We start from the raw sequence: 13,487 nt of genomic DNA, 5'->3' as shown, positions 1-13,487 counted from the left end.
ATGCTTCCTGCCTTTGTAATAACAGGCTTTCTCGGAAGCGGTAAGACTACTCTATTGCTTAACTCTGCAAGAGAGCATTTTTCTAACAAAAGGGTGGCGGTTATAGTTAATGAACTTGGTGAGGTGGGCGTTGACGGAAAGGTGTTGAAAAATTCTTACTCAGAGGTGCTGGAGCTTCCAGAGGGTTGTATCTGTTGCTCTCTTCACTCGGAGTTTGAAAAGGCGATAGAGGAGATAAGAAATAAATATGACCCTGAGCTTTTACTGGTAGAAACCTCTGGTGGTGCGGTGCCCTTTCCTGTGGTAATAAGTCTTCAATCATTGGGTTGCTCTGTGGATGGAGTTATATGCGTAGTAGACTGTGCTAACTTTAAAAGGTATCAAGAAGACAGCACCGCAAGGTATCAAATAGGTGGGTCTAATGTGATAGTGCTCAACAAGGTGGACTTGGTTGAAGAGAGTAAACTGGACGCTATAGAAAAGGAAATAAGAGAGATCTGGAACTTATATAGACCTGTAAACTCCTTTACAGGTGAGCCACTCTACACAAAGATTAGGATATATAAGACCGTATACGGTAAACTTCCTAAAGAGGTATTCTCTGGAGCTTACACTATGCCCGAACTAAAAAACCTCCCCACAGACCACGAACACAAGCATAACCACAAAGTTATAAACCTTATTGAACCCGTAGACTATGAAGAGCTTGAAAGGAAATTAAAAAACTTGCCAGAAAACGTAATAAGGGTAAAGGGCATAGTAAGGCTCAAGCATTATCCCTTTCCCGTTGCTGTAAACTATTCCTTTGGATATGTGGATAACCCAATAGAGATAAAAGACTACGACGGACCCTCCTTTCTTTTATTAATAGAAAACTAAGGAGGGCAATCTATGGGATTTGACCTTCTCTTGCAAAATATATTAAACCCTCCCGTTCTTATGTTTCTTCTTGGGCTTGGTGCGGTTCTTCTTAAAACGGAGCTTGAAGTTCCACAACCTCTGCCAAAGCTCTTTTCTCTCTATCTTCTTATAGCCATAGGTCTTCATGGTGGCTATGAGCTTTCCAAGAGCGGTATTACCCTTGAGGTTCTAAAGGTGCTTTTGCTTGCAGTGTTTATGGCGGTTTTAGTGCCTGTTTACGCCTTCTTTATTCTTAGATTAAAGCTGGATGTATACAACGCGGTTGCCATATCCGCCACCTATGGCTCTATCAGCGCAGTAACCTTTATAACTGCCGGCTCTTTTCTAAACAACCTCGGGGAGAGTTATGGTGGCTATATGGTAGCTGCTATGACCCTTATGGAGTCTCCCGCTATAGTTGTAGGGCTTATACTTTTAACGCTCTTCGCTAAGAGGGAAAATAACTCAAAGGTAAACTGGGGAGAAGTTCTCAGAGAGGCTTTCCTTAACCCATCCGTTTATATACTAATGGGAACTCTTCTTATAGGTTTCTTAACGGGTGAAAAGGGTTGGAAGGCTATGGACCCACTTTTCGGTGTCTTGTTTAAGGGTATGCTTGCCTTTTTCCTACTTGATATGGGTATAGTAGCTGGTCGCAGGATAGGAGATATAAAAAGGGTTGGAGTGTTTCTTGTAGCCTTTGGAATTCTTTTGCCCGTGTTTAATGCTCTGGTAGGGATATTTTTAGCAAAGACCTTTGGCTTTGCCAAGGGGGATGCCTTTATGTTTTCTATACTATGTGCCAGTGCCTCTTATATAGCGGTTCCTGCTGCCATGAGGCTTTCTGTGCCAGAGGCGAACCCAAGCCTTTACGTGACCATGTCCCTTGCTATTACCTTTCCCTTCAATATAGCGGTAGGTATACCCTTATACTACTTTCTAATAAACCACCTATGGGGGTGAGAGCATGAAACCTATGAAAAAGGTGGAAGTGGTCATTGACAGCATATACCTCAGCAGGGTGCTCAATGTGTTAGAAAAGGCTGGTGTTTCTGGCTACACGGTCATAAAGGATGCCCTTGGAAAGGGGGAAAGGGGTATGATGGCCGGTGATGAGCTCACAGATGTGTTTAAAAATAGCTATGTGTTTACAGTTTGTCCAGAAGAGACCGCTTATAAGATAGCAGAGGAGCTTAGACCACTTCTTAAAAAAGTTGGTGGTGCCTGCCTTGTGTCTGATGTTCTTTGGCTCACGCACTGATATAAGGAAAACTTATAATCTGTATCATAATTATTAATGGCACACGCCATATGCAATGCTTATAATATGATGATAATCTTACTTAGGAGGTGTCTAAAATGGCAACAATAACACCCGATAAGACCCTTGATGCATCAGGTCTTAATTGTCCTCTTCCTGTTCTTAAAACAAAGAAAGCTATTGAGGAGCTTCAATCTGGGCAGATCCTTGAGGTCATAACCACGGACCCAGGTGCAAAGGCGGACATACCAGCCTTTTGCAACAGAACAGGACATCAGCTCCTTGAAACGGTAGAAGAGGGAGGAAAGATTATCTTCTACCTCAAGAAGAAATGAGGAGGGATAAGAATGGCTACAGAAAGGCTTGCCATAATAGCCACAAAGGGTACGCTTGATATGGCGTACCCGCCTTTAATACTCGCCTCAACTGCCGCATCTCTTGGTATAGAAACCGCCATATTCTTTACCTTCTACGGGCTTAATATTATTCATAAAAAGAAAATGCACGAGTTAAAAATAGCTCCCATAGGAAACCCTGCCATGCCTATGGCTTTCCCTCCCTCCATGCAGAACCCAGTAACAAACGCAATATCTTCCATATTCCCAGGACCTCCACAGATAATGGGTATAATACCCGGCATGACAGACCTTATGAGTTTTATGATGAAAAAGACCATAAAGGAGCATGGCGTGGCGGATATACCAGAGCTTATTGAAGCTTGTAAGGAGGCGGAGGTGAAACTTATAGCTTGCCAGATGACCATGGAACTCTTTGGTTATAAACAAGAAGACCTTATAGATGGTCTTGAACCTCCAGCCGGCGCTGCCACCTTTATGAACTATGTGCTTGAGGCGGACAAACCCATGATAATCTTCGTTTAAGGAGGATAGATATGGCTTACGAAAAGGTGCTTTTCTACATCCTTACCGTGCCCTTCTTTGAGAGGGCGGAGCCAACCACAGGAGAGCTAATCAACCCACAGGCTGGTGCTCCTTTCTTCCTCGCTACCGCAGCCACCACCATGGACTATGAAGTGGAAATGGTTATAACCTCAGAGGCAGGCTTTTTGCTTATGAGAGACAACGCCAAAAAGGTAAAAGTCAGACCGGGAGTGGAGCAAACCATTTACGACTTTATAAAGATGGCAAAGGATGCGGGTGTGAAAATATACCTCTGCGTGCCTTCTCTTGACCTAACAGAAATATATAAAAAGGAAGATGTAAACCCTGAGCTCTGCGACGGCATAATAGGCGGTGCTGCCTTCCTTGACAAACTTATGAGTGGCGAGTATGCGGTTCTTACCCTTTAAGGCTTTTTCCACCTCCCCCTTTTTTGAGTATACACTCATAAGTTTATCCTTATATACACATAAGCAAAATTTAATTGACTTTTATCATGTGTATAATACTTTTATAGAAGTTAGAAACCTTAAGGAGGTTTACCATGGACGGACACATTTACGGATATAACCTACCCATATCAGAGAAAACCAAGGCAGTGCCTTGGGAAGAGAAGGTCCGTATAGTGGAGGAGGTAAAGTCAGACTTCCGTTATAAAGAATACATCTTTGGCTGTCTAAACTGTGGCGTTTGCACCGCATCCTGCCCTTCCAACAGGTTCTTTGACTATTCTCCCAGAGAGATAGTTCAAAGGTTCTTGGAAGAGGACGTGGAAGTGCTTTATGACATGATGCACGAATACATATGGGCATGTTCTCAATGCTTTACCTGTTGGATAAGATGCCCCTTTGTGAATAACCCTGGTGGTCTTGTTGCCATAATGAGAGAGGTGGCGGTGCGTAATGCCTTTGAGGCTACAAAAGACCTTCTAAAACCCTACGGAAGAGTCCTTCTCAAGGTTATGACCACAGGAAACCAGCTCTCTGCGGACATGCTCCAGCCAGACTTCTTCCCAGACTGGGGTCCCAAGATGGCGGACAATATGGAAAACCTAAGGGCAAAGAGGCTTGCCATACCCTTTGACGTGGGCAAGTCTGTCAAAACCGCATGGGAAGTGTCTTTGGAGACCGCAGTGGAGATGTATACCATATGGAGAGAGACAGGCATCTTTGAGATGCTTGAAAAACTTGACCCCAACCTCTACAACGTTATCATGGACATAGTAGAGGAAAATGAAGAGAGGTATGAGGAGCTTTATGAAGAGGAAGAGTAAGCTAACAAAAGGGGTTAATACCCCAAAAAAAATTAAGGAGGTGTAATCATGGCAAAGCACGGCTTTGGACATAACAGCCCCGGAGGCCTTTTGAGATATCCAGAAGAGCCACCCTTCCCACTCAAAGAATACAGTGCCCACTACGACCACATCTTTGAGATGATGGAGGAGCTCGAAGCCAAGGGTGAAATTCTCATACACAGGATTACGGAGGAGCACCAGCCTGTAGAGGTCTTCACCAGAACTGGAAGGATAAAGACCATCCCCACCAACAAGCTCTGGCATCACAAGTCCTGTGGTCAGTGTGGAAATATACCCGGATATCCTGCCTCTGTCTTTTGGTTTATGAATAAGTTTGGTCTTGACTACCTTAATGAGCCACACCAAACCTCCTGCACCGCATGGAACTATCACGGCTCTGGCACCTCCAACCCAGTAGCCTTGGCGGCTGTTTGGCTCAGAAACATGCACCAAGCATGGAAGACAGGCTACTATCCTCTTATTCACTGTGGAACATCCTTTGGCTCATACAAGGAAACAAGGGAACAACTCATAATGAACAAGGAACTAAGGGACGCGGTAAAGCCCATACTCAAAAAGCTCGGAAGGCTCACAGAGGATGGAAGGATAGTTATTCCCCAAGAGGTGGTCCACTACTCTGAGTGGGTCCACGCCATGAGATACAAGATAGCAGACCTTTATCAGAAGGAAGGTAAGGCTAAGGGCATAGATGTCTCCAATGTAAGGGTTGCCATACACAACGCCTGCCACACCTACAAGATGATAGCAGATGACTACCCCTATGACCCAGAGGTCTACAACGGTCAAAGACCTGCAGCTTCTACAGCGGTGGTAAAGGCTCTTGGTGCACAAGTGGTGGACTACTCCACTTGGTATGACTGCTGTGGCTTTGGCTTCAGGCACATACTTACCGAAAGGGAGTTCACAAGGTCTTTTGCTATACAGAGAAAGCTCAAGGTTATCGCAGAAGAGGTAAAGGCAGACCTCATAGTAACTCACGACACAGGTTGCACCACCACCTTTGAAAAGAACCAGTGGATAGGAAAGGCTCACGGCATGTATCATCCCGTGGCTGTCATGTCTGACGTAATGTTTGCAGCACTTGCCTGTGGTGCTCATCCCTTCAAGATAGTCCAGCTCTACTGGAACTGCTCCAACTACGAGCCACTCCTTGAGAAGATGGGTATAACCAACTGGAGAGAGCTAAGAAAAGAGTGGGAAGACACCGTCAAATACATAGCAGACCTAGAAAAGGCTGGAAAATACGACGAGCTTATGGAGTTCTTCAAGGAATACGACCTGTATGAGCCTTATAGCAGAACCTCCACAGGTAAACCAAAGGCTTCCGCAACTGCAAACATGCCTCTGTTTAAGTCCTAAGCTCTTTCTGGGGGCTTTGCCCCCTTAAGAACAATTAAAGGAGGTTTAACATGGCTAAGAGCGTATTGGTGATCGGTGGCGGTCCAGCAGGGCTTGCAGCAGCAAGAGCCTTAGGAAGGCTTGGAGTATCCACCATCCTCGTGGAGAAGGACGGTCAGCTGGGTGGGAACCCCATCAAAAACCACTACCACACGCTAATACCAAGAAAGCTAAAACCCTCCCAGGTGATAGGTCCTTACATAAAGGAGGTGGAGCAAAATCCCAATGTGAAGGTGCTTCTTAACACGGAGATAACCGCCTGTGAAGGAGAGCCAGGAGAATATAGGGTAACCCTTTCCAATGGAGAAAAGCATGAAGTTGGTGCCATCGTGGTTGCCACTGGCTTTGAACACTTTGACCCAAGGAGAAAGGGAGAGCTTGGCTACGGGCTTTATCCCGATGTTATCACAAACCTTGAACTTGAGAGAATGTTCTCTCAGGAAGGTAAGCTCTACAGGCCTTCTAACGGACAGCTTCCTAAAAGGGTTGCCTTTGTCTTCTGTGTAGGCTCAAGAGACAGACAGCTTGGTGTGACAAACGTGCACTGCTGTAGGTATGGCTGTGCTCTTTCTGGTCTTCAGGGTTCTGAAATAAGAGAGCATTACCCAGATGTGGACGTATTCTGCTACTACATGGATGTAAGAACCTACGGCACTTGGGAATACCCCTTCTACTGGGCTCCTCAGGAGCAGTATGGTGTGAGGTATGTAAGGGGTAGGATTGCAGAGATAACCTATAGCCCTGCGGACGGTAGGCTAAGGGTAAAGCACGAGGACACCATAGTCCAAAGACCTTCAGAAGTTCCTATGGACCTTGTGGTGCTTGTGCTTGGAATGGAGCCATCCCCCGGAACAAAGAAGGTTGCCAAGATACTTGGTCTTGCCCAAGACCCCGATAGCCAATTCCTTGTCCCTTCTGAAGAGTCTGGCTCTAACATTATTTCTAACAAGCCTGGTATATTCATAGCGGGTGCCTGTAAGGGTCCTATAGATATAGAATCCTCCCTTTCAGAAGGTGAGGCTGCTGCTGCAGAGGCTGCAGCATTCCTTGGTGCAAAGGTGACAGTATGAAAAAGCCAGTTATTCTTGACGACTTTTTGGTTAGGGACTATCTGATAAAGATACTTGGAGAAGGCGAGGAGTTTGTGCAAGAGTTCTACAAGGACCTCCTCGCCAAGTCCCTCCTTTTTCAACAAGCCTTTTCCAAGGAAAGGCTACCCTCTCTGACAGAGGAAGACCTTGACCTTGTGCTTGAAAAGATATTCCCTGCAAGAAGAAGAAGACAGAAAATAATCCAAGAAACGGGCGTTGACAAGCTCAAAAGAGCCATAAGCGACCTTCTCTATGGCAAAGCCCAAAGTTGGGAAGAGAGGGTAGAAAAGTTTGTAAGAGAGATAAGGGGTGTGGACAGAAAGTTTGCAAGGGATATAGCCAGCGAGATACTCCACTTTACCTTTCCAGAGGAGTATGTGCTCTGGACCAGCTGGATATGGGACCCAGAGAGCGAAAGCGGTGCGGTGGTTTTTCTAAAGGAAGAGCCTCCAAAGAGGAGTATGTATGGAGAGACTTACGAGGAGTTTGAGCTAATATACAAGCAGGTTCAGGAAAAGCTCATAGATTTCGGTATAAAGGTAAGGGGGTATCTTTTTGTGGATATATTCCTTGCTATGATATACGCCACCTATGTGGACTATATGACCCTGTCCACCATGCACAGTGCCAAGGGCTTTTTCCCGCCAGCTGGCGTTATGGCGAGAAGGCTCCTTGGTGTTATAAGAAATGAAGACCTTTTGGAGGTGTAAACATGGCAATACATGAGCGTAGCCTTGTAGAGCCAGAGAGAATTTTAAGGAAAGAGAGGCTTGTTGTTGATGGTGTTGACGTTTCTGGAGACTGGAACCTTATAATCCTGCCTAGGGTTATAAACGACTATGACCTTGACTTTGCCAAAGAGGTTATAAACTCTCCAGATGGCAAGACCATAAACCAGTGCTATCAGTGCTCTTACTGCACCGCGTCCTGTCCTGTGCATAACTACTGGGATGAGAGATATAACCCAAGGCACTTTATATACCTGGCAAGGCTGGGTATGATAGATGAGCTTCAAAAGCGTGCGGATGTAATGTGGAGGTGCGTTTCTTGCCACAAATGCACCCACAGATGCCCAAAGGGCGTGCTTGTGGAAGAGGTCCTAAAAGCCATACTTAGAACTATGGCAAAGAAGGGACTTATAGAGGAATATCCTTCCAAGAAATTTGATAAGTTCTTTACTGAGTCTGTGCTTGAATACGGAAGAATAGAAGATGGAGAGCTTCTCTTTGGATGGATAGAAAAGCAAGGATACAAGGTCTTCAAAGACCCAATACTTAAAAAGCCCATACCCTTTATAGGTGAAACCCCCGAGTGGCTCAAACAGCTGACTATGAAGCCTATCAAGTCCATGAACATAGGCTTTTTGGTGCTTAACGCCAAGCATATGCTTTTCCATCCAAGGACAAAGAACTGGAGCAGGTTTAAGCAAGTGCTACGCAAGGTTATGCAGGAAGAAGGTGCATTACATTAAGGAGGTTTAAGATGGGTGTGATAGGAAAAAGGGTTGCCTATTATCCAGGCTGTTCCCTTGAGGGTGCAGCAAGGTCTTATGATGTTTCTACAAGGATAGTAGCGAAGGAGCTTGGTCTTGAATTGGACTATCTTGAGGACTACAATTGCTGTGGTGCTATGGAGTCCAAAAATGTTACCTTTATGGGCACAATGCTCCTAAATGCCAGAAATATGTCCTTGGCAAAAAAGCAAGGGCACAATGTGATAGTAGCTCCTTGTAATGGATGTTCCTTCTCCCTTCAGAGGGCTGAGTATTTCCTTGAGACAGACAAGGCGGTTTACGATAAGGTTAATGCACTTCTTAGAGAAGGTGGTGTGGACCCTCTTGACCAGATACCTCAAACCTATCACATACTGGAGTGGTTCTACCATGAAGCTGGTCCACAGAAGGTCAAGGAAAAGACAAGGAAGCCTCTGAGAGGTCTTAAGGTTGCCAATTACTACGGATGCCTATACACAAGACCACACTTTTATGCAAGAACCTATGCACACGCAGGCGGTCAGGATGAAGATGCAAGACCAAGAAGAAGAGAAACTGCGGATGACGACGAACATCCATACTATATGAACGCCCTCCTTGAGGCTGCTGGTGCCACAAGCGTGGAGTTTGAACCCATGCATACCCAATGCTGTGGAGGTCCTCACTCGCTCTCTGATGAGATGGTCTCTGAAAAGTTCGTGATGATGATATTGCAGACTGCTAAACGCAACGGTGCGGACATAATAGCCACCGAGTGTCCTCTATGCCATGCTTCCCTTGAAATGTATCGCCACAGGCTTATGATGAAGGGTGTGCCCGATGTGGATGTGCCAGCTGCATACTTTACACAGCTTCTTGGGCTTGCCTTTGGCTACAGTGCAAACGAGGTAAAGCTCAAGGATAACCTTTCAGACCCCTTGCCAGTGCTCAAAAGATTGGGACTTGCCTAAGAGGGTGAAAGATGGGTGTGGTGCAGGAGCTGGAAAGCGGGAACGAGTGGGAATACAACGGATGCGTTGTCCCTCTTGACTTATACTACGAAATAGAAACCCAGACATGGCTCAAGGTGAACGAGGATGGCACAGTCACCATGGGTCTTACCGATGTGGGTCAGGTTAGGGCTGGAAGGCTCCTGCACGCCCGTATCAAAAATGTGGGCAAGGTGATTCAGAAGGGTAAACCTGTGGCATCCCTTGAGAGTGGCAAATGGGCAGGACCAATAAACGCTCTTGTTGAGGGTGAGGTGGTGGAAAGGAACGAGAAAGTCCTTGAACAGCCTGATATAATAAACTATGACCCTTACGGTGAGGGATGGATAGTAAAGATGAAGCCAGTAAACTTGCAAAGAGATATAAAGGAGCTCCTCTATGGTAAAGAAGCCATAGAGGAAATGAGAAAATACATTGATGAATGGGATATAATCTGTATGAGGTGCACATGATGGCTGCCAAGGATAAGCATGTGATATTGCTTGTTTCTCAGTGGTGTGCCACATGTCCTGACGCGGATGCCCTCTGGAAAAGACTTCAGTCCGAATATGGTTTTAAGTATGAGGTGCTTGATGTGGCACAGCCAGAGGGAAGAATGTGGGCAAAGAAGCTCATAGTAAGGGCAGTGCCATCCACTATAATCAATGGAAAGCTCGCCTTCGTAGGCGTCCCAGATGAAGCAGAAGCCAGAAGGGCAATAGAGTCATGAAGGTAGTTATACTTATGACCAGCGGACCGAGAACGCCCTGGAGATGTGCCTCACCCTTTTACATAGCGGCTCTGATGTCTGCAAACGAGGCGGAGGTGGAAGTTTTCTTTAATATGGACGGGACAAAGCTACTAAAAAGGGGTGTGGCGGAGAGGCTTCTTCCTGCAGAGCCTAACTGCCTTTCTCCCAACGGTAAAAAACTGAAAACGGTTTATGATTTTATGAAGGATGCCAAGCAGGCAGGGGTGAAGTTTTACTCCTGCAAGCAAGCTATAGATTCTATGGGTTATAAACCCGAAGACCTCATACCTGAGCTGGATGGAGTATTTCCAGCCAGTGAGTTTGCCCTGAGGGCTATGGAAGCAGATAAGGTGCTAACTTTTTAAAATTTCTATAAAGGAGGGTAAGACATGGCAACAGTTAATGGGTGCAACATACCCGAAGACCTGCTCTATGATGTGGACCCAGAGGCTAACGCCTTTACATGGGCAAAAGACAATGGCGACGGCACTTACACCGTGGGTCTCACCTCTGTGGCTGCAGCAATGGCAGGAAGGCTTGTGGCCTACACACCAAAGAAGGCTGGCAAGGTCATAGAAAGACGCAAGAGCATAGCTACCATTGAGAGCGGTAAATGGGTGGGTCCAGTTCCTACACCTCTAACTGGAGAAGTGGTGGAAATAAACGAAGCCCTCAAAGGCAACCCAGCCCTTGCAAACGATGACCCCTACGGTGCAGGATGGATAGCCAAGATAAAGCCTACAAATCCAGAAGAGATAAACAGCCTACTCAAAGGTCAAGCGGCAGTGGACGCCCTCACAAAGGTTATAAACGAGAAGGGTATAAAGTGCGGATGATAGACTTCAGGGGAGTAGCCCTCCCCTCCTCTCTTGAAGATATAGAAGTAGACCATGCTCTTGTTGAAGAGCTTTATGAAGGTTTTGAAATAAGGCTCAAAAACTTCGGAAGGGATATACTTTTCCACAGCCCCGGGTTTAAACACTACGAGGTGGATGACTTCTCCATAAAGACAGGTCCTAAGTTTGTGGATATATCCATAACTGGCAGAAACTGTGAGCTTATGTGCGACCATTGTGCCTCTAAGATACTTTGGCACATGATACCTGCCTTAACACCAGAGGAGCTTTGGAAGGTAGCCAATGAGCTAAAGCACAAGGGTGTGGATGGAGTTCTCATATCTGGAGGTTCTAACAGGGATGGTGTGGTGGAGCTGTATCCTTTCTTAAATACTATGAGGAGGATAAAAGAAGAGCTTGGTATGTTCGTAAGCTGTCATGTGGGTTTGGTAGACAAAGAGCTCGCAGAGGGCTTAAAGGATGCTCGGGTGGATGCGGTTCTTCTTGATATCATGGGAGATAACCAGACCATAGCAGAGGTATACAAGCTACCTCACAAGAGCGTTAAAGACTATGAGGAATCTTTGAGGCTTCTTAAAGAGGCAGGACACAACATAGTTCCGCACGTGATAATAGGACTTCACTATGGACAAATAAGAGGCGAATACAGAGCTATAGACATGATAGCCCAGTTTGAACCCTCTGCCCTTGTTATGGTGGTTGTAATGCCCTACTATGGAAAAGCTCGCTTTCAACTCTTGCCTCCTCCAAAGCCAGAAGAGAGTGCAAAAGTAATACTTCATGCCAGAAAAGCACTGCCAAGTAAACCTGTAGTTATAGGATGTGCAAGACCTGCTGGACCAGAAAGGGTGAAGTTTGACCTCTACTCCATTTATGCTGGAGTAAACGGTATAACCTTCCCCGCAGAAGGTATTTTTACCTATGCGAAAAGCCTTGGGTTGAACCCTGTGGTTTCACCAAACTGTTGCTCTACCGTATTTTTGCATTAAATTTAAAAGCCATGAAAGTCTTTGATATTGACACAGCAAGAGACCTAATAACAGTTATAAAGCCCATAGTAGAGGATATAAACCTAAAAAAGGAAGAACTCTATTCCTGCCTTGCAAGGTTGGAAGAGGAAAAGGACGAGTTAGAGAGGCTCTATCTCAAGAGCCATGTAGAAGACCTTGACATGGAAATAAGGAGGCTCTTTCAAAAGATAGAAGCTCTGGGTGGTGTTATAAAGGGAATAGACCCAATCCTCGTAGACTTTCTATCTTTTCACCAAAACCGTTACATATGGCTATGTTGGAAGGAGGACGAAGACACTCTTATGTATTGGCACGAGCTTGATGAGGGTTTTGCTGGTAGAAAGCCTATTGAACTGCTTTATAATGAGGGCTAAATTTAGACCATGGGTTTTGCAGAACTTTTAGGATTGATATCTGTAATAGGAACTGTTATCGGCATGGCAGTTTTCCTTATGATGCACATAGATAAAAGGCTTGATGATATAAGAGATAGCTTAAACTCCTTACGACAGGACATGGAATCTAAGTATATGGAACTAAAAAATGAAATGAATCAAAAATACCAAGAGCTTAAGGAAGAGATAAATCAGATAAGAGTAGAAACAAATATCAAACACGAAGAACTCAAAAACGAAGTAGTAATTGCCAAACAAGAAAGTTTTAAGGCTTATGAGGAGTTAAAGCAGGAAATGAATAGAAAGTATGAAGACCTGCGTGCGGATGTAAGAGAGCTTAAACTTGACTTAAACAGAAAGTATGAAGAGTTAAAGGCAGATATAAGAGAACTAAAGCAGGAGAGCGATAGGAGATACGATAGGCTTCTTGAAGATATAAGAGAGATAAGGTTGGTGCTGTTTAAAGTCTTGGAAATTCCTCATAAAACTTAATAATAAGCTACTTAAAGTCCATATATACTCTTGAAGGCGTAGCTCCTCTTTGTCCTTGATATTTACCTCTATAGGGTTTTTCCGCCTTTGTGTCAAGCCTTGCAAGCACTATTTGGCATATGCGCACGCCCTTGTATATGCGTATGGGACAGCTGTTGGCGTTGTATAGCTCAAGGGTTATCTGTCCTTCAAAGCCTGCGTCCACCCAGCCAGCGTTTTCTATAAAAAGCCCAAGCCTTCCCAGAGAAGACCTACCCTCCACAAAGGCGGTGATATTATCCGGGAGTTTTATATATTCCTCTGTGGTTGCCAAAAGGAAAGCCTTTGGTGGTATAAGAATTCCTTCCTCGGGTATATTTATCTTCTCCACTGGTATATGTTCGCTTTTGAGGTCTATGCACTCAGACCTATAGTAGATAAGCTCTCCACCTAAAGTGAGGTCTATGGAAGACGCTTGGATGTTCTCTTCCCTGTAGGGCTCTATTACCAGCCTGCCTCTCTTTATAAGCTCCTTAATACTTTTATCGCTCAATATCATGGCAAGGTGTGGGGGTGGAGGGACTCGAACCCTCACGGCTCATCGCCGGCGGATTTTAAGTCCGCTGCGTCTGCCAGTTCCGCCACACCCCCTGCAGATATAAATTATAATATTTCTCGC

General features: G+C 45.3%; 20 protein-coding genes and 1 tRNA gene. 19 read left to right on the top strand and 2 right to left on the bottom strand.

What is annotated here, in order from left to right:
- The 19 genes from IAE16_RS06740 (at position 1) to IAE16_RS06650 (ending at position 12,829) form a co-directional block, all read left to right on the top strand.
- Positions 1-879, top strand: coding sequence for a CobW family GTP-binding protein (locus tag IAE16_RS06740; RefSeq protein ID WP_323700008.1), 879 nt, complete (start codon positions 1-3; stop codon positions 877-879).
- 12 nt (positions 880-891) lie between these two features.
- Positions 892-1,863: a sodium-dependent bicarbonate transport family permease gene (locus IAE16_RS06735; RefSeq protein ID WP_323700007.1), complete on the top strand. Its 972-nt coding sequence runs from the start codon at positions 892-894 to the stop codon at positions 1,861-1,863.
- 4 nt (positions 1,864-1,867) lie between these two features.
- Positions 1,868-2,161 (top strand): P-II family nitrogen regulator, encoded by a 294-nt coding sequence (locus tag IAE16_RS06730; RefSeq protein ID WP_323700006.1) that lies wholly within the window; start codon positions 1,868-1,870, stop codon positions 2,159-2,161.
- Positions 2,162-2,259: 98 nt separating this feature from the next.
- Positions 2,260-2,496: a sulfurtransferase TusA family protein gene (locus IAE16_RS06725; protein ID WP_173833675.1), complete on the top strand. Its 237-nt coding sequence runs from the start codon at positions 2,260-2,262 to the stop codon at positions 2,494-2,496.
- Between the two features lie 12 nt (positions 2,497-2,508).
- Positions 2,509-3,042, top strand: a complete 534-nt coding sequence (locus IAE16_RS06720) for a DsrE/DsrF/DrsH-like family protein (RefSeq protein WP_323700005.1) — start codon at positions 2,509-2,511, stop codon at positions 3,040-3,042.
- 11 nt (positions 3,043-3,053) lie between these two features.
- Positions 3,054-3,470, top strand: coding sequence for a DsrE family protein (locus tag IAE16_RS06715; protein ID WP_173833677.1), 417 nt, complete (start codon positions 3,054-3,056; stop codon positions 3,468-3,470).
- Positions 3,471-3,604: 134 nt separating this feature from the next.
- Entirely contained in the window at positions 3,605-4,333 is a 729-nt protein-coding gene (locus IAE16_RS06710; protein ID WP_323700004.1) for a 4Fe-4S dicluster domain-containing protein, read from the top strand.
- Positions 4,334-4,381: 48 nt separating this feature from the next.
- Positions 4,382-5,734 (top strand): heterodisulfide reductase-related iron-sulfur binding cluster, encoded by a 1,353-nt coding sequence (locus IAE16_RS06705; protein ID WP_323700003.1) that lies wholly within the window; start codon positions 4,382-4,384, stop codon positions 5,732-5,734.
- 50 nt (positions 5,735-5,784) lie between these two features.
- Positions 5,785-6,843 (top strand): FAD-dependent oxidoreductase, encoded by a 1,059-nt coding sequence (locus IAE16_RS06700; protein ID WP_323700002.1) that lies wholly within the window; start codon positions 5,785-5,787, stop codon positions 6,841-6,843.
- A complete protein-coding gene (locus IAE16_RS06695) occupies positions 6,840-7,574 on the top strand; it encodes a hypothetical protein (protein ID WP_323700001.1) in 735 nt (244 codons plus the stop codon). Before IAE16_RS06700 ends, IAE16_RS06695 begins: the two co-directional genes overlap by 4 nt.
- Positions 7,575-7,576: 2 nt before the next feature.
- Positions 7,577-8,335, top strand: coding sequence for a 4Fe-4S dicluster domain-containing protein (locus tag IAE16_RS06690; protein ID WP_323700000.1), 759 nt, complete (start codon positions 7,577-7,579; stop codon positions 8,333-8,335).
- 11 nt (positions 8,336-8,346) lie between these two features.
- Entirely contained in the window at positions 8,347-9,306 is a 960-nt protein-coding gene (locus tag IAE16_RS06685; RefSeq protein WP_323699999.1) for a CoB--CoM heterodisulfide reductase iron-sulfur subunit B family protein, read from the top strand.
- A gap of 11 nt (positions 9,307-9,317) precedes the next feature.
- Positions 9,318-9,797, top strand: a complete 480-nt coding sequence (locus IAE16_RS06680; protein WP_323699998.1) for a glycine cleavage system protein H — start codon at positions 9,318-9,320, stop codon at positions 9,795-9,797.
- The gene (locus tag IAE16_RS06675) at positions 9,797-10,054 is read left to right on the top strand and encodes a thioredoxin family protein (RefSeq protein WP_323701642.1); all 258 of its coding nucleotides are present in this window, start codon (positions 9,797-9,799) and stop codon (positions 10,052-10,054) included. Before IAE16_RS06680 ends, IAE16_RS06675 begins: the two co-directional genes overlap by 1 nt.
- Positions 10,051-10,440, top strand: a complete 390-nt coding sequence (locus tag IAE16_RS06670; RefSeq protein WP_323699997.1) for a DsrE family protein — start codon at positions 10,051-10,053, stop codon at positions 10,438-10,440. The genes IAE16_RS06675 and IAE16_RS06670 overlap by 4 nt, the downstream gene beginning before the upstream one ends.
- 24 nt (positions 10,441-10,464) lie before the next feature.
- A complete protein-coding gene (locus tag IAE16_RS06665; protein WP_323699996.1) occupies positions 10,465-10,911 on the top strand; it encodes a glycine cleavage system protein H in 447 nt (148 codons plus the stop codon).
- On the top strand, positions 10,908-11,921 hold the full coding sequence (gene lipS1, locus IAE16_RS06660) for a LipS1 family lipoyl synthase (protein ID WP_323699995.1): 1,014 nt from the start codon (positions 10,908-10,910) through the stop codon (positions 11,919-11,921). Before IAE16_RS06665 ends, lipS1 begins: the two co-directional genes overlap by 4 nt.
- Positions 11,922-11,932: 11 nt before the next feature.
- Complete coding sequence (locus IAE16_RS06655) at positions 11,933-12,316, top strand: DUF2203 domain-containing protein (protein WP_323699994.1); 384 nt, start codon at positions 11,933-11,935, stop codon at positions 12,314-12,316.
- A gap of 9 nt (positions 12,317-12,325) precedes the next feature.
- Positions 12,326-12,829 carry an ATP synthase subunit B family protein gene (locus IAE16_RS06650; protein WP_323699993.1) on the top strand — a complete coding sequence of 168 codons (504 nt, stop codon included), beginning with the start codon at positions 12,326-12,328 and terminating at the stop codon, positions 12,827-12,829.
- A 7-nt stretch (positions 12,830-12,836) separates the two neighbouring features.
- Here IAE16_RS06650 and dcd read toward each other — a convergent pair whose 3' ends face one another.
- Both dcd and IAE16_RS06640 read right to left on the bottom strand, forming a co-directional pair.
- Positions 12,837-13,367 (bottom strand): dCTP deaminase, encoded by a 531-nt coding sequence (dcd, locus tag IAE16_RS06645; protein WP_323701640.1) that lies wholly within the window; start codon positions 13,365-13,367, stop codon positions 12,837-12,839.
- Between the two features lie 9 nt (positions 13,368-13,376).
- A tRNA-Leu gene (locus IAE16_RS06640) sits at positions 13,377-13,459 on the bottom strand.
- Positions 13,460-13,487 lie beyond the last annotated feature (28 nt).

The sequence above is a fragment of the Hydrogenobacter sp. T-2 genome, assembly GCF_033971325.1.
In the GTDB taxonomy this organism is placed as follows: domain Bacteria; phylum Aquificota; class Aquificia; order Aquificales; family Aquificaceae; genus Pampinifervens; species Pampinifervens diazotrophicum.
Note: the sequence above shows the minus strand (reverse complement) of the source record. Positions and strands in the feature narration are given on the sequence as shown.

Bases quoted from the DNA above. Each gene is read 5' to 3' on its own strand.
- IAE16_RS06740 (WP_323700008.1), top strand. From the start codon at position 1: ATGCTTCCTGCCTTTGTAATAACAGGCTTTCTCGGAAGCGGTAAGACT.
- IAE16_RS06735 (WP_323700007.1), top strand. From the start codon at position 892: ATGGGATTTGACCTTCTCTTGCAAAATATATTAAACCCTCCCGTTCTT.
- IAE16_RS06730 (WP_323700006.1), top strand. From the start codon at position 1,868: ATGAAACCTATGAAAAAGGTGGAAGTGGTCATTGACAGCATATACCTC.
- IAE16_RS06725 (WP_173833675.1), top strand. From the start codon at position 2,260: ATGGCAACAATAACACCCGATAAGACCCTTGATGCATCAGGTCTTAAT.
- IAE16_RS06720 (WP_323700005.1), top strand. From the start codon at position 2,509: ATGGCTACAGAAAGGCTTGCCATAATAGCCACAAAGGGTACGCTTGAT.
- IAE16_RS06715 (WP_173833677.1), top strand. From the start codon at position 3,054: ATGGCTTACGAAAAGGTGCTTTTCTACATCCTTACCGTGCCCTTCTTT.
- IAE16_RS06710 (WP_323700004.1), top strand. From the start codon at position 3,605: ATGGACGGACACATTTACGGATATAACCTACCCATATCAGAGAAAACC.
- IAE16_RS06705 (WP_323700003.1), top strand. From the start codon at position 4,382: ATGGCAAAGCACGGCTTTGGACATAACAGCCCCGGAGGCCTTTTGAGA.
- IAE16_RS06700 (WP_323700002.1), top strand. From the start codon at position 5,785: ATGGCTAAGAGCGTATTGGTGATCGGTGGCGGTCCAGCAGGGCTTGCA.
- IAE16_RS06695 (WP_323700001.1), top strand. From the start codon at position 6,840: ATGAAAAAGCCAGTTATTCTTGACGACTTTTTGGTTAGGGACTATCTG.
- IAE16_RS06690 (WP_323700000.1), top strand. From the start codon at position 7,577: ATGGCAATACATGAGCGTAGCCTTGTAGAGCCAGAGAGAATTTTAAGG.
- IAE16_RS06685 (WP_323699999.1), top strand. From the start codon at position 8,347: ATGGGTGTGATAGGAAAAAGGGTTGCCTATTATCCAGGCTGTTCCCTT.
- IAE16_RS06680 (WP_323699998.1), top strand. From the start codon at position 9,318: ATGGGTGTGGTGCAGGAGCTGGAAAGCGGGAACGAGTGGGAATACAAC.
- IAE16_RS06675 (WP_323701642.1), top strand. From the start codon at position 9,797: ATGGCTGCCAAGGATAAGCATGTGATATTGCTTGTTTCTCAGTGGTGT.
- IAE16_RS06670 (WP_323699997.1), top strand. From the start codon at position 10,051: ATGAAGGTAGTTATACTTATGACCAGCGGACCGAGAACGCCCTGGAGA.
- IAE16_RS06665 (WP_323699996.1), top strand. From the start codon at position 10,465: ATGGCAACAGTTAATGGGTGCAACATACCCGAAGACCTGCTCTATGAT.
- lipS1 (WP_323699995.1), top strand. From the start codon at position 10,908: ATGATAGACTTCAGGGGAGTAGCCCTCCCCTCCTCTCTTGAAGATATA.
- IAE16_RS06655 (WP_323699994.1), top strand. From the start codon at position 11,933: ATGAAAGTCTTTGATATTGACACAGCAAGAGACCTAATAACAGTTATA.
- IAE16_RS06650 (WP_323699993.1), top strand. From the start codon at position 12,326: ATGGGTTTTGCAGAACTTTTAGGATTGATATCTGTAATAGGAACTGTT.
- dcd (WP_323701640.1), bottom strand. From the start codon at position 13,367: ATGATATTGAGCGATAAAAGTATTAAGGAGCTTATAAAGAGAGGCAGG.